A 21,364-nucleotide genomic window follows, 5' to 3' on the forward strand; every position below is an offset into this window, starting at 1 on the left:
CGAGGAGGGAAATTTTACCGACTTCTTTGCGCAACAAGCTGTCTTCTCATGTAGGCGATCTTGCTTTGAAGCGGCAGATCCTTAGGGCAATTATCCTCACAAGCTAAAAGCGACATGCAGCCAAAAACCCCATCATCATCACCCACAAGCTCGTAAAAATCCTCTACGCTTCTGTGATCGTGTGGGTCCTGCAAATAGCGCGCCGTGCGAAGCAAGCCCGTAGCCGCGATGAAATTAGGACGCATTAATTTGGTCGCGCAGGAGGCGACGCAAATGCCACACTCAATACAACGATCTAGCTCAAAAGTCTCCTCGGCCACTTCGGGCTCGATGCGCTCCTCGATCTTAGAAATATCAGTTTCTTTTTCATTATGCACCCAGCTTTCTACCCTCTTACACATCGCCTCAAACCACTCGCCCGTATTGACACTCAGATCCTTAATATGCCTAAAGGCTGGCATGGGCATGAGCTCGATGACGCCCTCAGGATAGTCCTTAGTGAGGGTCTTGCAGGCAAGCTTTGGAACGCCATTGATCATCATCGCGCAAGATCCGCAAATCCCCGCCCGACAAACAAAGTCAAAGCTCAAATCCGCGTCCATTTTCTCGCGAATCTGAGTGAGGCACACAAAGACCGTCATAAAAGGAGTTTCCTCAAGCTCATAGGTTACAAAATGTGGCTTTGAAATTTTGCTTAAAGGGTTGTATTTAAACGCTTTCACAATTAATTTTCTACTCATAATCGACTCCTATTCTTTGATTGGGTGCTTTGTATTTTGCCTGAAGCTCATAAGGCATTAGAGCGTTTTGAATTTCATAGCGCCCCTTGCCCTCACTTTCCATTTTTTCCCGTATGGCATCCACCTCGGCTTGACGCTTTTCGCTTAGTGGGTTTTCTATGATATTGCCCTTTGCGCCGTATCCACGAAAGGCTGGGGGCATTTCCATTTTCATAATGTCAAGCTCATCATACTCGATTTTTGGCAGAGTCTCGCCCTCAACCCAATAAGCAAGCGTCCTTTTCATCCAGTTTAAATCATCTCTTTTTGGATAATCTTCCCTGTAATGCGCCCCGCGACTTTCTGTCCTCAAAAGCGCGCCGTAAGCAACGCAAAGGGCGATTTTAAGCATTCTAGGCACTCTATAAGCTTCTTCAAGCTCAGGATTTGCCGCATTTAATTCTTTGCAATGCACTTTAACATTTAAAGATTTTTTATAAAGCTCTTCAAGCTCATTAACGGCTTCTTTTAAGCCCTCGCCCGTTCTAAAAATGGCAACCTTATCCCACATTACCTCTTTCATTCTATTTTTAATTTCAAAAACATCATTTTGTCCCTCTTTATCCACTAAAGATTTAAGATATTGATATTCTTTACTTAAAAAATCTTTTACAACATTAGTATCTACAACTTCGCCATTATTTTTACAATAATCCGCAAAATAATCTCCTACTATCATCCCCGCCACAACGGTCTCCGCGCAAGAATTTCCACCCAAGCGGTTAAAGCCGTGCATATCCCAGCAAGCCGCCTCCCCGCAGGCAAAAAGCCCCTCAAGCCACTGACTTTCTCCTGTTGGCTTAGTGCGAATTCCACCCATTGAATAGTGCTGCATAGGAAGCACGGGCGCCCAGCCCTTCGGCCCCTCATCGGCCGGGTCTATGCCGTTGAAAGTTTTGCAAATATCTTGCACATCGCGCAAATTTTTCTCCACATGCGCCCTGCCTAAAATAGAAATATCAAGCCACAAGTGATCCCCATAAGGACTTTTCACACCCTTACCCTTGCGAATATGCTCCATCATCCTACGGCTCACCACATCACGGCTAGCAAGTTCTTTTTTTTCTGGCTCATAATCAGGCATGAAGCGGTATCCATCCACATCGCGCAAAATTCCGCCATCCCCACGACAGCCCTCAGTCAGTAAAATTCCACTCGGCACGATGGGGGTCGGGTGAAATTGCACCGCTTCCATATTAGAAAGTCTGCAAAGTCCTGTTTCAAGGGCAATCGCCGCGCCTGTCCCCTCGCAGATAACGGCATTGGTCGTTTGCTTGTAAATTCTACCATAGCCGCCCGTTGCTATCATCGTGCCGCGTGCGATGTAGGCGATGAGCTGCCCATTTGTCAAGTCCCTAGCGATGACGCCCAAGCATTTTTTCCCATCGTGCATGATGCGCACCGCTTCCATTCTATCAATAACTTTAACTTGATGCTTAATCGCTTCATTTGCCACGCCATAAAGCATACAATGCCCCGTAGCATCGGCGATATAACAGGTTCGCCATTTTTTCGTGCCGCCAAAGTCCCTTGCGTTAATAAGTCCGTGTGCCTCTTCTTTTTCTTCAATCACGGTTTTTTGTGCGTTGATAACGACCGTTCTAGGACCCTTCGTAACCCTAGTCCAAGGCACTCCCCAAGCCGCAAGCTCCCGCACCGCCTTTGGCGCCGTTTGAGCGAACATCCTCGCTACCTCCTGATCACAACCCCAGTCCGAGCCTTTCACCGTATCGGCAAAATGCAAGTCCTCATTATCACCCTCGCCTTTAGCACCATTTCCAAGACTTGCTTGCATACCACCTTGCACGGCAGCCGAGTGTGAGCGCTTCACCGGGCAAATGCTTAAAAGCGTTACGCTTTGCCCACTTTTTGCCACCTCAATGGCTGCTCTAAGCCCTGCTAGACCGCCGCCTATGACTAAGGCATCACTATATTGTATATTCATGATTTGCTCCATTGTAGTTTTTTATCATCGCGTTTGCTTGAATTTGATAATTCTCAAAGCCTATTTTTGCAAAAGCGGCAAGGGACAAAACGCCAAGCGCCAAGAAAAAAGCACTGATAGCCCATTTGGCCCTTTTGAGCTTTTTGCGACTCTCCCTTGCATTTTTCCCCTCAAACCAGCCCCATTTAACACAAAGCCTATAAAGCCCTATGCTACCGTGAAGCTCCACGCAAATGAGCAAGACGATGTAAAAAAGCCACATGAAGTGATTGACCACCCTCTCGCCTGACATGTCCGCGCTGATTTTGTCGGCATTTGTGATGATGAAGATAAGATGAGCCGAACCTAAGAAAAACATCACAAAGCCCGTGAAGGCCTGCACCCACCAGAGCGTGGTGTCCTCGTGCTTCATCTTTTTAGAGTGGGTTCTTAGAAGCTGATATTGGCGGAAATTAATAGGAAATTTTCTCATCGCCAGCGCTGCATGCACGATGAAAATAATCAAAACACAGGCTGCAAGAAATGAAGTGATGTAACTCATAATAGGGTTATCATAAACAAATTTTAACTCTAGAAAATGGACAACAGAGTTAAAAAAATCTTCACTCACCAAAATCGTGGATACAAAAAGCATATGTAGCCACATAAAAAGTCCCAAAAAAAGCCCTGAGGCGCTTTGGATAAAGTCAAGCCTGGCTGGCATTTTGCTTTTTTTGCCATCGATGCTCTTGCCTAAATATCCTTCGATAAGCTCGCTCATCTTTTCTCCTTGCGATGTGAAATTAAAAGGGCTTGATTATATTAATACTAGCCTTTAAGATAATTTAAATTTTATTTTAGTTTTTAAATAAAAATAAGACAAAAAAACCACGACAAACATCAGCAAACTAAGAATTTGACCCATGCTCAAACCCCAAGCCACAAAGCCGATCCCAAAATCAGGCTCTCTATAAAACTCGCACACAAAACGCGCTAAAGAATAGGCCCCGGCATAGACAATGGCGAGCTCACCTTGAAAGCTCTGTTTAAATTTCATTAAAAATACCACGATGAAAACAACAAAGCCTTCCAAAAAGGCCTCATAAAGTTGAGAGGGATGGCGCAAAATTCCCTCCACATAAATCCCCCAAGCCACATCACTAACGCGTCCAAAAAGCTCTTGATTGAGAAAATTCCCCACGCGTCCAAAAACATAGGCCAAAGGCACACTCAGAGCAGCCAAATCCAAAAAAAGCCAAAGATTTTGCTTGTATTTTTTGCAAAAAAGAACAGTCGCTAACAAAAATCCAACAATCGCACCGTGATAGCTCAACCCGCGGATACCTATAAATTCACCATTTCTACCGAAGGGATTAAAAATTTGCCAAGGATGCGTGAGATAATAGGCCGTGTTTGCATCATAAATCAAAACATAACCCACTCTAGCACCCAAAATAACGCCAATCTCCGCCCAAACAAAATAGTTATCAAGGATTTTATCGCGAATGTCGAACTGGAATTTTTTCACAAAAAATTTCGCCAAAACGAGGGCCAAAAGCAAAGCGATGACATACATGATGCCATACCAATGCACCTTAAAACCAAAAATACTAAAAGCCACCACATCAAAATGCATATAAATTTGACGCCAAAATTCCATCACAAAACCTGATTTTACTTGATTTGAAAGTTTAAGATAACAAAAAAACTTTAACCCGCTACAATTGGCCTAAATTTTACCCAAAGGCTTTGTGGATGAAAAAATATTTTTTTGCGTTTGTGGCTTTGTTTTTTGCGGCTTGTGTCCATACGAGCTCTGAATTTGTCAATGTTTCATTGCCAAGCTTCAAGCCCCAGGAGCAAGCACAGGTTGACGTGCCAAGCTCTGGCATTAGGGTTGCGGTGAGGGCTTTAGAAGTGGAGCAAAATAATAATTATTCTGATGATTTTGAAAATTCCATTTTGAGGATAAGGATGCAGAAAGAAGCGGAGCTTTTGAAGCAAAATTTAGAGGAGCAAATGAGGGTCGTGGTGGGGCTTAAGGGCTATGAGCTCAGTGAGGGTGTGGCTGATTATAATCTTGTGGGCTTGATTAAAATTTACATAGACGAAAAGGAGGCCAAAAGGGCGGATGAGTGGCTAAGCGGGAGCTATGTCGCGTCCAAACTGGGCTTGAAATTTGAGGCTAGGCTTGATTTTATCGATGCGCACAATCCGCAAAATGTTACCAATATCACTAGCAATACGAAGCTGGATTCTTGGATCGATATCAATTATCCGGTGAAAAGCGATGGGGGCCTGGGGCCATTTAAAACCACGCTTAGCACCGTGCCGACTCAGATCAATAAGGGCTTAGAGCGTCCTGCCTTTGAGATCGATAAGGCCTTCATCGCCTTTTATAAAAACACCCTAAATTCCCTCAATGCCCATTTGCCAGCGGCCGAAAACATGCAAAAAACCAACGCAGACTACAATGAATTCAAAGGCGGGGTTGATGGGGATGGGGTGGAAATTTTTGAGTGAGAGAGGCTTGTCGCGCGGCCTTTGAGGTGCGAGGAAGGATGTGCCAAAGTGAAGAGGATGCGAAGTGCGGAGAGGGGCGTGCGCTTACCTTAAGTAATAGGCGATTTGGTCTTTTTTGAGGATGCGGATGAGGTTGCTCGTCCCCTCGATGCCTGTTGGAAAGCCCGCCGTTAGGATGTAGCACCTGTCTTTATCCATCAGCCCCTTTTCAACGCAGGAGCGCACAGAGTCCTTAAGCAGCTTCGTCATTTCATCGCTTTTACTCACCAAAATCGCAGGATCAACCCCCCAAACTATGCTAAGAAAATTGAGCGTTTTTTCCGAGTGGGCCACGGCGATGATGGGGGTGTTAGGGCGATATCTTGAAATTTTAATGGCCGACTTGCCGCTACTTGTGAGTGAAATGATGGCCCCAGCCTGTAAATCTGTCGCCAAATGGGCGCTTGAAAGCATGATTTTATCAGTATCATCAAGATACTCAAAAGAGCCAAATTTATTGTAAGGATAGTATTTTTCCACCTCGATGATGGTCTTGCACATGATATCAACAGCATTGGCAGGATCCACCCCCACCGCACTTTCCTCACTCAGCATCACCGCATCCGTGCCGTCTAAAACGGCATTGGCCACATCAGAAATTTCAGCCCTAGTGGCGGTTTTGACCTTCGTTAGAGAAAAAAGCATTTGCGTGGCAGTGATGACGGGTTTGCTTGCGTTGTTGGCTTTTTGGATGATTTTTTTTTGGATGTTGGGCACTTTGTAGTAGGGCACTTCGATGCCCAAATCCCCGCGAGCGACCATAATCCCATCACTGGATGCGATGATCTCATCGATATTCTCCACCGCATCAAATTTTTCTATCTTGGCAAAAATGGCGATTTTGGCATTGTTTTGCGCCAAAATTTCCCGCACTTCGTGAATATCGTGGGCATTTTGCACAAAAGAAATGGCCAAAAAATCCACCGCATTTTCAATGCCCCAAAGCAGATCCCTTTTGTCCTTTTGCGTGATGATGTCGATATTGATTTTTGTGTTGGGGAAATTGATGCCCTTGTTGGAATTCAAAAATCCATCATTTTCAATAACGCTTTCGACAAAATCCTCATTGATTTTCACTATCCTAGCGCGGATACTTCCATCGTAGAGGTAGATGTATTCATCGAGCTTGAGCCTGTTTAAAATATCGCTTTGATTGATGCTGAGCTTGTAGTGGCTTGGGGCACATTTTTCGCCCAGAATTTTTCCCCTGTAAAAATCAAGCCTATCGCCCTTTTTCAGCTCAAAAGGCTCCTTGAGCTCCCCGGTGCGAATTTTAGGACCACTGATGTCCTGGAGTATCCCCACTCTGTTTCTAAGCTCGGCGGCGACCTTTCTTATTTTGTTTAAATTTTCTTTGTGATACTCGTGAGTGCCGTGGGAAAAGTTGAGCCTGAAGACATTCACCCCATTGATGATCATCTGGCGCAAAACCTTTTCACTCTCACTCGCTGGCCCTACGGTGGCGACAATCTTCGTTTTTTTAAGCACAACCGGATCCTTTGTAGTGTTTTGCGGAGGCATGATTGATTTTAAAGCTACAGCAACTCGCTTGCAAATTTATCCTCATCAAAACGCGCCCCCAAATAGGCACAAAGCGCCTTGGTGTCCCTTTCGGCGTTACCCAGACAGCTTGTCGCGCCCGGACTTGGGGTCATATTAAAGGTGATGCCGTCCATTTCGTTAATGCTCGCTTCTCCTAGCATGAGCTCTTTGTTGGTTTTGTCGATGATCTGCGGACGAATCCCGCCAAAGCCCTTAGCGTAGTAAATATCCTCGATCTTAAGGCTCGGGACGATTTTTCTCGCATCCTTGACGAATAATCTTTTGTTTAAAAGTGGAATTTCAAAAAGATAATTGTAAAAAATGTAATTTCTGATCGTTGAATCTTTAAGCATGTCAAAACTGATCTTCATCACAATCCGATCAAACCTCAGGGCCTCAAAAAATTCGGGCATGGATTTAAGCCCCCTGTAACGCTCAAGCTTGGGTATCACTAGGGCCGTGGGACCAAAGCGCGTGTTCATATCCGCCATTAAATCAGGATCTCCGTGAAGTGCTGCAAATGGGAGCTTAGGATTTTGCACCATATAAACCTTACCATTTAAAAGCTTTTGTTTTGTAAGATAAAAACTACCTGCCACAGGCCAGCAAGATTTATCAAGCCCCAGTCCCATTTTGTGCGCAAGATACAAAGAATGCGCCCCAGCATTCACCACAACAGCCTTAGCGCGATATTCTTTTGAATTCGCGGTTTTGATGACAAAATGATCCCCGTTTTTTTCTATGAATTTCACCTCTTCGTTGAAGGCCACTAGGGTATTCTTGCCCTGCTTTTGACCCTCCTCAACAAAACTCTGGCTCATCTTGCCAAAGTCAATCGTAGTGAAATTCTCCCCCTCCTCAACGCCCATAGCTACGATGTTTTCACCCCTATCCTTTTGGCCATCCTCACCCAGGGCGACCTTGGGTTCTATTTGCTTGATCTTATCCTTGTCGAAAAATTGGATATAGGGGTAAAGTTCTTTAAATTCCTCGTAGCGATTTTTCATGTATTCACACTCGCTATCGCCCACAGCCAGAGCCATTTTTTGATGCGAAAACATGAAGCGATTTTGCGCATTTTGGAGCATCCCATACTTGATGACCATATCGGCGCTTCTTTTGACATTTTTGGCCTTTTCGAGGGTGTAGTTCGTCTCAATGTCGCCACAATGTATGGTTTGCGAGTTACTCGTGCTTTTGCTATTAAGCAAGGCGGGGGCGCTGTATTTTTCTATCAAGGCGATATTATTGATATTTGTGTATCTTGCCAGTTGATAAAACAATGCCGATCCTGAAACGCCAGCACCGATAACAAGCACATCAAATTCTTGCCATTTCATCGTTTTCCTTAAAATTCAAAACATTGCAATCTCGTTGCAAATTTAATTTCTGTAAAGTTTAGTCCAAAAAAATAAACTGAGTAAAAATTTTGGATAAATATCGCACATTTTTATGATTTGAAAATCGTTGGGTTTTCTTCAATGAGCTTTCTCATACCTCTAAAAATAAGAAGTTTGTCGTAGATGGCGTTGTCAAAAAAATTCGCCAAAAACTGCCCGTCCCCTCCGGTAAAATAAAGTCGTTCGTTTTTGGCGGCATCTTTTATGAGCAAATAAATTCCCTTGAAAACGGCATAACTTTGCGCATCGCTTGTCCTTTGCGGGAAGGCGTCAAAACTGACCTGCGTGTTGAATTCGCACTTGAGGCGCTGTGAAATGTGGGCGTAAATTTTTTTGTAGTTTGCGATCCCGGGCAAAATAAAGCCTCCAAGATGGATAAAATTGGAAACAATATCCACAGTAATGGCACTTCCCGCATCCACAACCACCCCATCGCTGATCGTATAGCAAGCCGCGATCCTATCCACCCCCAAGCCCTGATAAATCGTATCAAAGCGAAAATAAGGCTCGAGATTGACATAATGATTTTGGGCTTGCAGGTGGCTTTTGAGCCTGTCATTGACGCTGATGTAATAGACCCTTTCTTGACTTTGAAATTTTAAAAATTCCTCGATGCTTAAAATGAAATATTTGTTTTCATCCAAAAAACTCGCGCTGAAATTACCAATATCACACAAAAGCATGGACGATGAAACCTTTTTCTAGGAGCAAATTTTTAGCCTTCGAGCAAAGGGGGGACTGCAAGAAGAAATATTTTTTTGAGGGGGAAATTTGATGTTTCGCGCAAATTTTTTCGCGCAAATCCTCCAAGAATAAAGCGTCCTTGAGCAAAAATCTCGCCTTGCCGCTGTAAATGAGGGCCAATGCCCCGCCACCATGCAGGCAAAGATAGGTTTTTTTGCGTGTGTGTTCTTGCAAATCGAGAGTTTTCGCTTGGGGCAGTTTCAAAAATGCCAGACTTTTTTCTAAAATGATCATGGTAGGTTTAAAATTTTATCATCATAGTAAAACTTGCCATCACCCATGAAAGACATCTTATCGACAGCGGCTTGAAGCTTGAATGTTTGGATGTTTGCTAAATTCAAATCGCTTTTTATCAAATAGCCCTTTTTTTCAAAAATATACAAAAATCCCTCATAAATTTGAGCCTTGTTGAAGATGGCAAAGTCAAATTTTTTTTCTAGGATTTTGTTGAGCCTGAGGTCGGCTTTGATGATATTGCCGTCCTTACACAGGATGAAAATGTCGCCCCCATCCGTGATGACATCCTTAATTTGCGCATCCAGATGGAAGGTTTTTTGCGGAGAAATGATGATGATTTTATGGGAAGTGGCGGCTATCATCCTGTCCTCAAACACGCTAAGATGCAAGACATTGTTGAAAAAATCCGCCGCTGAAACCACGACATCATTGAGAATTTGCCCCGTATCCCTTGAAAAAATGATCAATCTCCCATCCAAAGTAGGGTAAATGATGAGCTGGTTTAAAAATATCGGCGCGGCGGCGCGGTTGTCTCGAGTGGGGGCAGGGGTGAAATCTTGCGAAAATTTAATCCTCAAGTTTCGATCGGCTAAAACGATGCTATTGCTCGCTAAAACCAAGGCCAAGTCATCCCCATCCAAACGCGCACTGACGACACTTGAGTCGAATTTGTGAGCGTGAATTTCTTCTTGACGCTCGTTGAGGATTTTAAGATTCCCCTCGTTGTCGGCTATGACAAATTCGCCATCCTGATAGGCTAAAAGATTTTCGTTTTTTCCAAGCTTGAGCGGTATTATTCCTTTGTAAATGACGCCCTTGTTGAGCTTGGCGGCGTTTGAATTCCAGTCGATGATCTTATCCCCCAAATACGCATCAAAACTCAAAGCTCCGTCCGTTTGTGCAGGCTCAAAATACTGCCTCTTACTCTCGCATCCGCAAAAAAGCACTAGGCAAAAAATTGTCAAATAAATTTTTTTCATTCGGTTATACCTTTGTAGTGTTGGAAATTTTTAGCGATTTGTCCCAAGGAGCTATCCGGCTTTATCTGTGAGAGCAGGACATTTGCCTCTTCGATTTTGCCCTCTTTCAAAAGCCCGTAGGCCTGTAAAATTTTGTCATAATCCCTCAAAAACACGGATTTGCCGCCTGTGCTGAGGGCGAGGATGTTTTGAAGCAGTGGGTTGAGTTCCGAGCTTTCGCCTAAGGCGTTCATTGCGTTTAAAATTTGGGAATTTTGAGGATCGGAATTGAATTTTTGCATCAAAAAAATGGCGTAAAGATTGGGATTTTTCTCCTTTAAGCCCTGAGCCCTAGCCAGATCGCCATCCTCAAGTATGAGCTGCGTGTAGAGCGCATTGCCCTCCTCGATGCCCTTTTGCTTCAGTGTCTGCATGATAAAACTGACGGCAAACCACAGGGTCAAAACGATAGCGAGGCCGATGAGGTAGAATTTGTATTTTTTGATGAATCGTTCGCTTTTGATGAAATTTTCTATGAAGCGCTCTTCGGTGCTAAGTTGCGCTTTGATGGCCTTTAAATTATCTTTGAGTGCCAAGTCAAATCCTTTTGATAAAGATGCCATAGTGTAACATAATAAAAATAGGATATGCTAAACAATCCAAGGCTTTTTGTGTTATCATCTTGTGAAAATTTTACATTGTGAGGTTTTAAGATGCAGATTGACGCGGGACTTTTGAGTAAGCTTGAAAATTTAAGCGCCTTGAAGATTGACGATGAAAAAAGAAAAGACGTGATTGCCGAGTTGAGCGAGATTGTGAATTTCGTAGAAAAACTCAATGAGCTGGATTTGAGCGAGCTTGAGGTTACCGTAAGCACCCTCGAGGGGGGCACACCCCTAAGATGCGATGAGGCACGAGGAGAGGATGTGATTGACGGGGTTTTAGCCTGTGCGCCCAAGAGCGATGAGCGTTTTTTTGTCGTGCCAAAAATCATTGAGTGATTAACCCAACATTTTTTCGCTTAAGATAAAATCACCCTCAAAAAAGATTATTTTTAGGTAGCTACGATGAATTTTTACTGGTTCGATGCTTTTGTGATAGGCTTCACTCTGCTTTTGGGACTTAAAGGAATTTTAAACGGACTCATCAAAGAAGTTTTCGGGCTTTTAGGCATCATAGGGGGCGTTTTCCTCGCATCTGTGTATGCGGACAAATGCGCTGCATTCATACGCGAAACCTTCTATAAAATTGAAAACGAAGCCCTAGCCTCCTTCGCGGGATTTTTAGCGATTTTGATCCTCTTTTGGATTTTCTGTCTCTTGTTTGGAAATTTTTTAGCCAAGCTCATCAAGCTCAGCGGACTGGGCTTTTTGGACAGAATGGGTGGCTTTGTTTTTGGAAGCGCGAAAATTTTCTTGGTCTTTGCCATTTTGGTCTTTTGCATCGCTAGGATAGACTTTTTGGACGACAAATTGGAAAAATTCGCAGCCGGTAGCTACACCCTGTCCGTGCTTAAAAATGTAGGCTCTTTGATCATGAATCAGTCCCTCAGCATGCCAAATTTAGACGAAATAAGGCAGGACTTGCAGAAAGATTTGAACGCGACATAAGAAGGGTAGATGGTGATTGAAAATTTAGAATACGATGTTTTGCTGGATGAATTTAAAAAAATTTTACGCGAGGGTGGCCTCAAATATACCAAGCAAAGGGAAATTCTCCTCAAAACCCTCTATCACAGCCAGATGCACTACACTCCAGAAAGCCTGTATATAGAGATCAAGCAGACGCATCCTGAGCTCAATATCGGCATCGCCACGGTTTACCGCACCTTAAATTTACTTGAAGAGGCCGCGATGGTTACGTCGATCTCCTTTGGCGCAGCGGGCAAAAAATACGAGCTCGCCAACAAACCCCATCACGATCACATGATATGCAAGGGCTGCGGTAAGATTATTGAATTTGAAAACCCCATCATAGAAAGGCAGCAGTCCCTCATCGCCAAAGAGCATCAATTCAAGCTTACAGGGCATTTGATGCAGCTTTATGGCATTTGTAGTGATTGCGACAAGGGGGCGGGAGATGTTTGAGAATGTCTTAGAGCAGCAGCGCATCCAAAAGGCCCAGGAGCTAAGGCAGACTGGGGTTCATCCTTATCCTCATTTTTTGAAAAAAGACGCGTCCATTAAAAATTTCAAGCGTCAATTTTCCTACATCCAAAACACCGAAGAGAAAAGAGACGCCAGCGCGTCCGTTTGCATCGCGGGGCGCTTGAAGCTTTTGAGGATTGCGGGCAAGTCCATTTTTGCCAATATAGAGGACGAAAGCGAAAACACGCAAATTTATTTTTCCAAAGACAGTCTGGGCGAGGAAAAATACAATCTTTTCAAAAAAAATCTCGAAGTGGGCGACATCGTCATCGCTAAGGGCTATCCCTTTTTGACCAAAACGGGAGAATTCAGCCTGCGCGTGAGCGAGCTGATCCTAGCCGCTAAAGCCATCGTGCCACTACCTGAGAAGTATCACGGCCTCACAGACATCGAGCAAAGATACCGCAAGCGCTATGTGGATATGATCATGAATACCGAGGTTCGCAGGGATTTTATCCTGCGCTCTCGTGTGGTGAGCCTCATCCGCCGTTTTTTTGAGGACAGGGGCTTTTTGGAGGTTGAGACCCCAATGATGCACCCCATCGCTGGCGGAGCAAATGCCAAGCCCTTCGTTACCTTTCACAATGCCTTGGGCGTGGAGAGATTTTTAAGGATCGCTCCCGAGCTTTATCTTAAGAGGCTGATTGTAGGGGGATTTGAGGCCGTTTTTGAAATCGGTCGCTGCTTTAGAAATGAGGGTATGGACCTCACGCACAACCCTGAATTTACGACCATTGAATTCTACTGGGCCTATCATAATTATGAGGATTTGATGGACCTGACCGAGGAGCTTTTCGTCCTGCTTTTGAGGGAGCTTGATCTGGGGCAGAGGCTTGAATTTGACGGGATGAGCATCGATTTTTCAAAGCCCTTTGAGCGCATCACCTACAAGGATGCCCTCAAAAAATACGGCGATTTGAGTGAGGCCCTGATAGAAAGCAGGGAACAAATTTTAACCAAGCTTAAGAATGATGGCTTTGAGGCGAATGAGGGGCTTGATTTGGGGCATTTGCAGGCCGAGCTTTTCGATCGCTATGTCGAAGATAAGCTCATAAATCCCACTTTCATCGTGGATTTTCCGCTTTCCATAAGCCCCCTTTCAAGGCGCAGTGAGAGCGATGAGAGCATAGCCGAGCGCTTTGAGCTTTTCATCGGTGGTAAGGAGCTTGCCAACGGCTTTAACGAGCTCAATGACCCACTTGATCAGTATGAGAGGTTTTTGAAGCAGATTGAGGCGAAAAATGCGGGCGATGAGGAGGCCTGTGAAATGGATGAGGACTTTGTCAATGCCTTGGGCTATGGCATGGCGCCCACTGCGGGGGAGGGCATAGGCATCGACAGGCTCGTGATGCTTCTTGCGGGGAAGAAGTCGATTCGCGATGTGATTTTATTTCCCGCGATGCGTCCGCTAAAATTAGAATTGAAGGAGGATAAAAAATGAGTTTGGAGCGTTTTGATAAAGAAATTTTTGAACTCACCCACGCAGAGCTAAAACGCCAGTGTGAGGGGCTTGAGATGATAGCCAGTGAGAATTTTACCCTGCCTGAGGTGATGGAGGTTATGGGCAGTGTTTTGACGAACAAATACGCCGAGGGCTATCCGGCCAAGCGCTATTATGGTGGCTGTGAGGTGGTTGATGAAATAGAAAATTTAGCCATCGAGCGCTGTAAAAAGCTTTTCGCTTGTAATTTTGCCAATGTCCAGCCCAACTCAGGCTCTCAGGCCAATCAAGCCGTCTATACCGCACTTTTAAATCCGGGGGATAAAATTTTAGGGATGGACCTTAGCCACGGCGGACACCTCACGCATGGTGCTAAGGTGAGCAGCTCGGGGAAAATTTATGAAAGCTTTTTTTATGGGGTTGAGCTTGATGGCTATATTGATTACGAAAAGGTGCGTCAAATCGCCCACATCGTCAGGCCAAAACTCATCGTTTGCGGGGCCAGTGCCTATGCTAGGGTGATCGATTTTGCGAAATTTAGAGAAATCGCCGATGAAGTGGGGGCGTATTTGTTTGCCGATATTGCTCACATCGCTGGGCTGGTGGTGGCTGGCGAGCATCCAAGCCCTCTCCCTCACGCTCATGCGGTAAGCTCCACCACGCATAAAACCCTAAGGGGGCCGCGGGGGGGCATCATCATGTGCAACGATGAGGACATCGCTAAAAAGATCAATGCGGCGATTTTTCCCGGGATCCAAGGCGGTCCGCTGATGCATGTCATCGCCGCTAAGGCTGTGGGCTTTAAATTTAATTTGAGTGCCGAGTGGAAAATTTACGCCGCGCAAGTCGTGCGCAATGCCAAGGCCTTAGCCAAAACCTTGATGGATAGAAATTTCAAGCTAGTGAGTGATGGGACGGATAATCATCTTGTTTTGATGAGCTTTTTGGATAGAGATTTTAGCGGCAAGGATGCGGATTTAGCCCTGGGTAATGCTGGCATCACGGCGAATAAAAACACCGTCCCGGGCGAGACGCGAAGCCCCTTCATAACGAGTGGACTAAGGCTTGGCACTCCTGCACTGACCGCAAGGGGCTTTAAGGAGGGAGAAATGCAGCAGGTAGCAGGCTACATCGCGGATATTTTAAGCGATATCCACAATGCAAATTTGCAAGAGGAAGTTAAAGAAAAGCTTAAAATTTTAGCGAGGGATTTTATGATTTACTCAAAGGCTATGTTTTGATTTCGACTATGGATATGTCGCTCATTAAGATGATAAGCGATCATTATTATATTAAAAGGGATAGGATTGTCGGCAAGTGCGAGTATCGCGGGAGGTATTTTTTCAATAAATTTGAAAGGGTCGATGCCTCCTTGAATGCCAATATCCTAAGGGATCACGCCAGCAAAAAAATCATTGTCGCTCATGATTTGATCACCAAGGACAACAAGGTAGAAAATATCGTTTTTGATTACAACGGCTTCAATGCCGAGAGGTTTTGGCACAGGGCACAGCTCATTTTGCGTGAGGAGGGCTTTATAAATTTTACCGCCTATAAAACGAGGACACCCGGGCACCTCCATCTCTACATCCACAAGGGACACACGGCCCTCAATGAGGGTTATTCTTTGGCGTCCAAGCTTTCTGTAATGTTTGCGAGCAAGATGCCCGTGGAGTGGAGGGTTTTTCCGAGTATGGATGTGCCTAGGGAATTTAATATTTTGGTTGTGCCTTACGAGGTCTATCAAAAGGAACGCGGCAGCTCATGGTCAAAACACATGTGAAAGGAAGATAATGGAAAAGAAAAACAATGAATTTGACGACATCATTTTGGAAAAAAGCAATAAAAATGAGAAAATTAAAAAAATTTTGCTAAGGGTGATCGCTTTAGTTATTTTATTTTTGGTGGTGATGATAGTGATGCGTTTGATTAATGGCGATGAGGCGAGTGAGGATAATATCCTGCCATCTGAGCCTACGAGCGTGCAGACGAGCGAGAATGATGGGGGCGAATTTCAAAACATGCCCATCGTGCAGGATGAGCTTGAGGATCAATTTGATCTTTTGAGAAGGCAAATTCAAAACGATGCCAATGAAAGCGCCGGGGCAACCCAGAGCACGGTGGCTGAGGAAAATTTCACCATGCCGCCGACTGCAGCATTAGAGGAGCAAAGCCCTAAAACAGAGGCCGCACCAAAAACAGAGACTGCGCAGACGGAGCAACCTGTCAAAGCGGCCCCGCCCAAAACTGAAAAGCCAAAGCCAGCGCCAAAAACCGAAACAAAGGCCAGTCCAAAAGCAAGCGATGCCAAAGAGCTTTTCAAGGATGTCAATGCCACGCCTTTGCATGCGAGCGGCTTGCCCTTGGGAATTTATGTGCAAATTTTTTCTGTGAGCAATGTGGATCAAAAGTCAAAAGAGCTCGCGGCCGTGAAGGCTAAGGGCTATACTTATAAGCTTTATAAAACCACCGTGAATGGCAAGGAAATCACAAAAATTCTCATCGGTCCCTTTGCTAAGGATAAAATTGCTGGCGAGCTTGCAAAAATTCGCCAAGAGCTTGCTAAGGATGCTTTTTCTTTTGAGCTAAAATGAAATATTTTTGCGTCATAGGCGACCCCATCCACCACTCCAAGTCGCCTAGAATTCACAACAATGCCATCAAATCTCTGGGGCTTGATGGCATCTATACCCGCTATCATCTGCAGGATAAAGAAAAGCTGCGACAAATTTTTTACGAGCTTGGACTGAGCGGGGCGAACATCACCCTACCCTTTAAAGAGCAGGCTTTAAAAATAGCCGACATCCAAGATCCGATGGCCTTGAAAATCGGTGCGGCAAATACTTTGGTTTTAAAAAATTCTAAACTTCACGCTTACAATACCGATGCGCCCGGATTTTTGAAGGCCATAGAGGAATTTAAGTGCCTTAAGAAGGCTCTTATTTTGGGATCTGGCGGGACGGCTAAGGCGCTTGCCCATGCTTTGAGAGGGGAGGGCATTGAGGTGCAAATCGCTAATCGCAGCGGGGCGAAATTTGCAGAATTTAAGGATTTTCCTTGTGCCTTGTATGAGGATTTGAGGGAATTTCAATTTGACCTTGTCGTAAATAGCACAGCAGCAGGTTTAAGTGGGGACGATCTGCCCTGCAGTCAGGATTTGCTTGCAGAAATTCTACGGCACAAACCCTGCGCCTTTGAGGTGATTTACGGAAAAGAAACACCTTTCTTAAAATTGTGCAAAACACATCAAATTTTTTGTAAAGACGGGCTTGATATGCTTTTGTGGCAGGGCATTTTTGCCTTTGAGCTTTTTTTCAATGTGAGAGACAGAAGGGAATTGCTTAAAAAAGCAATGCAAGAAGCTTTGAAATGAAAAATATTTAAAAAAATACACATCACATCAACTTCACCGCTCACACAGGTAGGACGCGGATGTTAGGACTGAGCTCTTCTTGCAGGACGCTTTCTATCGCATAAAGGGTCGCGCCGCTGCCGCTTGAGCAGCCGCTGCAAGCACCAAGATAGCGGATGTAAATGTCAATCGCCGCGCCCTCTGCCTTCTGGATGTCGATCACCTCCATATCGCCGCCATCGCCTTGTAGCATAGGGCGGATCTCGCTATCAAGCACGGCTTCGACGGCTTTGAGCTGCCCCACTATCGTCATTTCATCAAAGGCTAGGTCGGCCTGGGTGGAATTTTTAAGCCGCTCCCCGTCCATCTCGGCCCTCGTTTGCGCTAGGAGATCGATGAGGTAATTTTCTCTAGCCTCGTGGCCGCCGGGTTTTACACAGGACTTACAAAAGGCGCCGGCCTTGGTGTACTGCGTGATCTCCTCCACAGAATGCAGGTCATTAAGCTTGATCACCTCTTTAATCGTCCCAAGGCTTATACGCGCACACTCACAGACCATAATCTGCTCTTCAAAATCCTCCGGCGAAATGCCCTTGTAAGTGGCTGCGGCTTGCTTGATCACATCATAGGCCATCACCGAGCAGTGCATTTTTTGAGGCGGCACGGCGGGAGTGTCGGGCTCATCGCGAAGAGCAAATTCCACGTCTAAATTGGTGATTTTCACGGCTTCATCGACCTTTTTTCCTATGCAAAGCTCGGCCATCACATCGCTGCTAGCGATGGCCGTGCCACAGCCAAAGCTTTTAAATTTCGCGTCCAAAATGGTATCGCTCTTTTCATCGACCAGCCAAAAAAGTCGCACCGCATCCCCGCAGCTCTCTGCGCCAAAATCGGCCACGATGAGCTTGGCCTCTTTGGCCTTGGCGTCCTCTTCGTTAAATTCACCCATATGCAAGGGTGCGTTCATGCGCTCCTGCACTTTTTGAGAATACTCATCCCAGATAGAACCGCCGATCAGATTGTGTTTTGCCATTTTTGTTCCTTATTTGTAATTATTTGGATTGTAAGCATAGGTGCTAGAAATCGCCCTCAGTCTCGTCGCGGCAGCCTTGATTTGCGCGGCGGCGTAGTCGATTTCGGCCTCGGTGTTAAAGCGCGACAAAGAAAGCCGCAAAGCCGTGTGGGCCAGGTCATTCCCCGCGCCGATGGCTTCCATGATGGGATTGCTCTCCAAGTCCTCACTCGCACAGGCCGAGCCCGTGCTGGCGGCTATGCCGTTTTGATTCAAATCCCAAAGCATCGCCTCGCCCTCGACACCCTTGATGCTAGCTAGGATGGTATTGGGCACGCGCCTTTCTCTGCTGCCCACCACGGTAGTGTCCTCAAGGCTTAGAATTTCGTCCTCGAGCTTGTCGCGCAAGCGGCGGATGTGGGAGTCTTCAAATTCTAGCATCGCGTTGGCTATGCGCAAGGCCTCGCCCATCGCCACGATGTAGGGGACATTGAGCGTGCCGCTGCGCCGTCCGCCCATGTGCTCGCCGCCATGCAAAAGCGGGCTGAGCTCCAAGCCCTTTTTGATGAAAAGCCCGCCCACGCCTTTGGGGCCGTGGAATTTATGCGCGGAGAAGGAAGCAAAATCCACACCTGAAGCCTGCAAATTGACCTTAATTTTCCCCACCGCTTGCGTGGCGTCTGTGTGGAAGAGGGCGCCAAATTCGTGGGCTAGCTCGGCCATTTCTTTGATGGGGAAGATCATGCCCGTCTCGTTATTCGCCCACATGACGCTAACAAGGGCAGTTTTATCGCTGATGAGCTCGCGCAAATGCTCCACGCCCGAGATGCCCTCGCCATCAACGGGAAGCTCAAGAACCTTCACGCCTAAATTTTTAAGGAAATTCGCCGCCGCAGAAACGGCCGGGTGCTCCACGCCCGAGATGATGACCTCATCGCGCTCCCTGTCTAAAATATGATCAAAATAAACGCCCTTTAGGACCCAATTGATGCTCTCCGTCGCACAGGAGGTGATGATGATGTCGTCCAAATCGCTCGCCCCAAGCCCTGCGTAAAGCTTATCCATAGCCTCTTTTAGGGCTGGATGCGTGGCGCTGCCCCACTGGTGGAGGCTGTTTGGGTTGCCATAATGCTCGGTGAAAAAGGGAAGCATCAGGGCGTAGGCCTCGGGGTCTAGCATGGTGGTGGCGTTATTGTCTAAATAAACTTTCATCGCTGGAGGGGCTCCTTTAATTAGGACAATTTTTGTCCTTAAAATGGCGTGGATGATAGCGAAAATTTATAAATTTAAGTTAAAGCCTAGGACATCACGGAAAGGTAAGAAGATAGGATTTGATTGAGCCTTGCCTGCCTTTGACGATCGCCTAAAAAGTCCTCTCTGCCCCGCTCTCGCTCGAGGTTGATGCGCTCTAAGGTTTGCGCCGTGCCCCTTTGGGCTTCAAATTCCCCCCGCATCCTTGCAAAATCCTCCGCCACAGCATCGCTATAAAGCTTGTAAATGGAGCTCGAATGGGTGAATTCCCTCAAATCCATATCTTTTTGGTAATTGACATACTGCTGGAAAAATACCGAAAGCTTGTCCTCTGGAGTGGTTTTTTTATCCACGCCATTGACATAAAGATAGAGGTCAAAGCTCATTTTTTGCTCGTTGCTCTCCTTGATGAAGTCCTCCGGTTTTAGCTCGCCTTTGAGGATTTTGTATAAATTTTGATGGGCACTAACGTCTAAATTCACGGGCTTCATGAAGAAATTCAAGGCCTTATCGTTTTGCTCTTTTAAATTCCAGTAGGCAAAATTGGCCAAAACGCCCGATTTACTAAGCTCTGCGTTTTTTGTCAAATAGGGCTTTAAAATGGCATTAGCGGCGGTGTTGTTGAGGGTTTTATCCAGTTGAAAGCTTGTGATTTTATTGTCCAAAAAATGCGCGTTGAGCCCGGCAAGATCGCTCTGGGCCGCTTGAAGCTGATCCCTGTCTGCATAAATGCGCGCGATCCTCCCCGCAAAATCGCCCTCCTGCGTGGAAAAGCCCCAGTTAAGCTCGGCAAGCTCGCTGCGGCTTAGGGGGGCGTTGTCCTCGCTTTTGAAGGTGGGATTGAGGGCTTTGAGGGCGTTGTGATGCTCGTTTAAAAGCTGGGGGAGATCGATTTTGTCGGGCCTAAAATTTTCATTCTGCCTCGCCAATTCCTTAGCCAGAGCCCTTGCGGTGCTGATGTGGATGGCATAGGAGTGGGGGAGTTTGGAAATTTTATTCAAATCCTCCTCAAAAAAGCCCCCCTCATCGACCCTAAAGCCAAATTCGCTAGCGAAGGTGTTTTTGAAGGTGGCGTTTGAGTTTTCTGGCCTCTCCTCTTGGGCATCCTGAGTCTTTTCAACGAGGGTCGCTCTTGGAATTTGCGCACTTTTAGCGGGGTTTGCTAGGGACAGATTTTGGTAAGGATTTGCCGCATTGATGATCATCTTTTTACTTTTTTTATAAATTTTATAGGATGGACAAGCAAAATGCGTGCCATAAATTTCACCCGCATTTCAGTCTAAAAAAAGAAAAATTTGCTATCATCCCGCCCTTTCTTAAGGAAAAATTTACCCAATGAAGGAAAGCATGATGCCAAAGATGAAGAGCGTTAAAAGCGCGGTCAAACGCTTCAAAGTGGGCAAAAACAAGATCAAAAGAGGCTCGGCGTTTCGCAGCCATATTTTGACGAAAAAGCCCGCAAAGAGAAAGCGCAATTTACGCGCGGTAAAATATGTCCATAGCACGAATTTTAAGGCTGTGGAGAAGATGCTAGGGATTTAGTTTTTGACCGAGGTCATTCAAGCTCCCCTTGAAATTTCAAGGGAAAGATCCAAATTTGGACGCCACTTTATGAAAGGAAATAAAAATGGCAAGAGTGAAAACGGGCGTGGTGAGGCGCCGCAGACATAAGAAAATTTTAAAATCGGCGCGTGGTTTTTATAGCGGACGCCACAAGCATTTTAGAAAAGCGAAGGAACAACTCGAAAGAAGCTTGGTCTATGCCTATCGCGACAGACGCCGTAGGAAGCGGGATTTCCGCCGCCTTTGGATCGTGCGTATCAATGCGGCTTGCAGGCTCAATGATTTGAGTTATTCTAAATTCATCAACGGGCTTAAAAAGGCTGGCATCGCGCTGGATAGAAAGATCCTAGCCGACTTAGCCATGAATGACACGGCCGCCTTTGCAAAGATCGCAGAGGCTGTGAAAAAGGCCCTTTAAAACCAGTGAGACTTGGCTCTCACTTTGCTTCAA

The 21,364-nt window shown here is 45.7% G+C and carries 24 protein-coding genes; 11 read left to right on the forward strand and 13 right to left on the reverse strand.

The features are described from left to right. Window positions 1-14 precede the first annotated feature (14 nt). From Q4A73_RS00415 to lgt, 4 genes are read right to left on the reverse strand one after another with little or no spacing between them, the layout of a single operon-like run. Window positions 15-740, reverse strand: a complete 726-nt coding sequence (locus Q4A73_RS00415; RefSeq protein ID WP_303205454.1) for a fumarate reductase iron-sulfur subunit — start codon at window positions 738-740, stop codon at window positions 15-17. Beyond that, entirely contained in the window at window positions 733-2,724 is a 1,992-nt protein-coding gene (locus Q4A73_RS00420) for a fumarate reductase flavoprotein subunit (RefSeq protein ID WP_289233151.1), read from the reverse strand. The genes Q4A73_RS00415 and Q4A73_RS00420 overlap by 8 nt, the downstream gene beginning before the upstream one ends. Next, complete coding sequence (locus Q4A73_RS00425; protein WP_303205455.1) at window positions 2,708-3,484, reverse strand: fumarate reductase cytochrome b subunit; 777 nt, start codon at window positions 3,482-3,484, stop codon at window positions 2,708-2,710. The genes Q4A73_RS00420 and Q4A73_RS00425 overlap by 17 nt, the downstream gene beginning before the upstream one ends. Before the next feature lie 54 nt (window positions 3,485-3,538). Beyond that, entirely contained in the window at window positions 3,539-4,363 is an 825-nt protein-coding gene (gene lgt / locus Q4A73_RS00430; RefSeq protein WP_303205456.1) for a prolipoprotein diacylglyceryl transferase, read from the reverse strand. Between the two features lie 95 nt (window positions 4,364-4,458). On the opposite strand from lgt, the gene Q4A73_RS00435 reads away from it, so the two are divergent. Next, window positions 4,459-5,226 (forward strand): hypothetical protein, encoded by a 768-nt coding sequence (locus Q4A73_RS00435; RefSeq protein ID WP_303205457.1) that lies wholly within the window; start codon window positions 4,459-4,461, stop codon window positions 5,224-5,226. 84 nt (window positions 5,227-5,310) lie between these two features. Here the strand turns inward: Q4A73_RS00435 and pyk are convergent, their stop codons facing one another. The 6 genes from pyk to Q4A73_RS00465 all read right to left on the reverse strand — a co-directional run bounded on the left by pyk (window position 5,311) and on the right by Q4A73_RS00465 (window position 10,743). Beyond that, window positions 5,311-6,753: a pyruvate kinase gene (pyk, locus tag Q4A73_RS00440; protein WP_303205458.1), complete on the reverse strand. Its 1,443-nt coding sequence runs from the start codon at window positions 6,751-6,753 to the stop codon at window positions 5,311-5,313. A 47-nt stretch (window positions 6,754-6,800) separates the two neighbouring features. Beyond that, window positions 6,801-8,147, reverse strand: coding sequence for an FAD-dependent oxidoreductase (locus tag Q4A73_RS00445; RefSeq protein WP_303205459.1), 1,347 nt, complete (start codon window positions 8,145-8,147; stop codon window positions 6,801-6,803). 110 nt (window positions 8,148-8,257) lie between these two features. After that, on the reverse strand, window positions 8,258-8,890 hold the full coding sequence (locus tag Q4A73_RS00450) for a type III pantothenate kinase (protein ID WP_303205460.1): 633 nt from the start codon (window positions 8,888-8,890) through the stop codon (window positions 8,258-8,260). Next, window positions 8,877-9,185, reverse strand: coding sequence for a tram-like protein (locus Q4A73_RS00455; protein WP_303205461.1), 309 nt, complete (start codon window positions 9,183-9,185; stop codon window positions 8,877-8,879). The genes Q4A73_RS00450 and Q4A73_RS00455 overlap by 14 nt, the downstream gene beginning before the upstream one ends. Then, on the reverse strand, window positions 9,182-10,168 hold the full coding sequence (locus tag Q4A73_RS00460) for a hypothetical protein (protein ID WP_303205462.1): 987 nt from the start codon (window positions 10,166-10,168) through the stop codon (window positions 9,182-9,184). The genes Q4A73_RS00455 and Q4A73_RS00460 overlap by 4 nt, the downstream gene beginning before the upstream one ends. Continuing rightward, window positions 10,165-10,743 carry a hypothetical protein gene (locus Q4A73_RS00465; RefSeq protein WP_303205463.1) on the reverse strand — a complete coding sequence of 193 codons (579 nt, stop codon included), beginning with the start codon at window positions 10,741-10,743 and terminating at the stop codon, window positions 10,165-10,167. The genes Q4A73_RS00460 and Q4A73_RS00465 overlap by 4 nt, the downstream gene beginning before the upstream one ends. 117 nt (window positions 10,744-10,860) lie before the next feature. Here Q4A73_RS00465 and gatC point away from each other — a divergent pair, with 117 nt between their 5' ends. From gatC to Q4A73_RS00505, 8 genes are all read left to right on the forward strand, one after another. Continuing rightward, the gene (gatC, locus tag Q4A73_RS00470; RefSeq protein WP_303205464.1) at window positions 10,861-11,148 is read left to right on the forward strand and encodes an Asp-tRNA(Asn)/Glu-tRNA(Gln) amidotransferase subunit GatC; all 288 of its coding nucleotides are present in this window, start codon (window positions 10,861-10,863) and stop codon (window positions 11,146-11,148) included. Between the two features lie 66 nt (window positions 11,149-11,214). Then, complete coding sequence (locus Q4A73_RS00475; protein WP_303205465.1) at window positions 11,215-11,757, forward strand: CvpA family protein; 543 nt, start codon at window positions 11,215-11,217, stop codon at window positions 11,755-11,757. A gap of 9 nt (window positions 11,758-11,766) precedes the next feature. Then, window positions 11,767-12,234, forward strand: a complete 468-nt coding sequence (locus Q4A73_RS00480; RefSeq protein ID WP_303205466.1) for a Fur family transcriptional regulator — start codon at window positions 11,767-11,769, stop codon at window positions 12,232-12,234. Continuing rightward, window positions 12,227-13,735 carry a lysine--tRNA ligase gene (lysS, locus tag Q4A73_RS00485; protein ID WP_303205467.1) on the forward strand — a complete coding sequence of 503 codons (1,509 nt, stop codon included), beginning with the start codon at window positions 12,227-12,229 and terminating at the stop codon, window positions 13,733-13,735. Before Q4A73_RS00480 ends, lysS begins: the two co-directional genes overlap by 8 nt. Further along, window positions 13,732-14,976, forward strand: coding sequence for a serine hydroxymethyltransferase (locus tag Q4A73_RS00490; RefSeq protein WP_303205468.1), 1,245 nt, complete (start codon window positions 13,732-13,734; stop codon window positions 14,974-14,976). The genes lysS and Q4A73_RS00490 overlap by 4 nt, the downstream gene beginning before the upstream one ends. Continuing rightward, window positions 14,973-15,518 carry a DUF1882 domain-containing protein gene (locus Q4A73_RS00495; RefSeq protein ID WP_303205469.1) on the forward strand — a complete coding sequence of 182 codons (546 nt, stop codon included), beginning with the start codon at window positions 14,973-14,975 and terminating at the stop codon, window positions 15,516-15,518. The genes Q4A73_RS00490 and Q4A73_RS00495 overlap by 4 nt, the downstream gene beginning before the upstream one ends. Window positions 15,519-15,528: 10 nt before the next feature. Then, window positions 15,529-16,329: an SPOR domain-containing protein gene (locus Q4A73_RS00500; RefSeq protein WP_303205470.1), complete on the forward strand. Its 801-nt coding sequence runs from the start codon at window positions 15,529-15,531 to the stop codon at window positions 16,327-16,329. Further along, window positions 16,326-17,108, forward strand: a complete 783-nt coding sequence (locus Q4A73_RS00505; RefSeq protein ID WP_303205471.1) for a shikimate dehydrogenase — start codon at window positions 16,326-16,328, stop codon at window positions 17,106-17,108. The genes Q4A73_RS00500 and Q4A73_RS00505 overlap by 4 nt, the downstream gene beginning before the upstream one ends. A 40-nt stretch (window positions 17,109-17,148) precedes the next feature. Here the strand turns inward: Q4A73_RS00505 and Q4A73_RS00510 are convergent, their stop codons facing one another. The 3 genes from Q4A73_RS00510 to Q4A73_RS00520 all read right to left on the reverse strand — a co-directional run bounded on the left by Q4A73_RS00510 (window position 17,149) and on the right by Q4A73_RS00520 (window position 20,555). Further along, the gene (locus tag Q4A73_RS00510) at window positions 17,149-18,120 is read right to left on the reverse strand and encodes an iron-sulfur cluster assembly scaffold protein (protein ID WP_303205472.1); all 972 of its coding nucleotides are present in this window, start codon (window positions 18,118-18,120) and stop codon (window positions 17,149-17,151) included. A gap of 9 nt (window positions 18,121-18,129) precedes the next feature. Next, on the reverse strand, window positions 18,130-19,311 hold the full coding sequence (locus Q4A73_RS00515; RefSeq protein ID WP_303205473.1) for a NifS family cysteine desulfurase: 1,182 nt from the start codon (window positions 19,309-19,311) through the stop codon (window positions 18,130-18,132). A gap of 86 nt (window positions 19,312-19,397) precedes the next feature. Beyond that, window positions 19,398-20,555: a hypothetical protein gene (locus Q4A73_RS00520; RefSeq protein ID WP_303205474.1), complete on the reverse strand. Its 1,158-nt coding sequence runs from the start codon at window positions 20,553-20,555 to the stop codon at window positions 19,398-19,400. 145 nt (window positions 20,556-20,700) lie between these two features. Between Q4A73_RS00520 and rpmI the strand changes: the two genes are divergently transcribed. Together rpmI and rplT are read left to right on the forward strand one after the other, a co-directional pair. Then, window positions 20,701-20,892: a 50S ribosomal protein L35 gene (rpmI, locus tag Q4A73_RS00525; RefSeq protein ID WP_303205475.1), complete on the forward strand. Its 192-nt coding sequence runs from the start codon at window positions 20,701-20,703 to the stop codon at window positions 20,890-20,892. Between the two features lie 85 nt (window positions 20,893-20,977). Further along, window positions 20,978-21,331 (forward strand): 50S ribosomal protein L20, encoded by a 354-nt coding sequence (gene rplT, locus Q4A73_RS00530; protein WP_303205476.1) that lies wholly within the window; start codon window positions 20,978-20,980, stop codon window positions 21,329-21,331. The last annotated feature ends 33 nt before the right edge of the window (window positions 21,332-21,364 follow it).

This window comes from Campylobacter sp. (genome assembly GCF_030528245.1).
Taxonomy (GTDB): Bacteria; Campylobacterota; Campylobacteria; order Campylobacterales; family Campylobacteraceae; genus Campylobacter_D.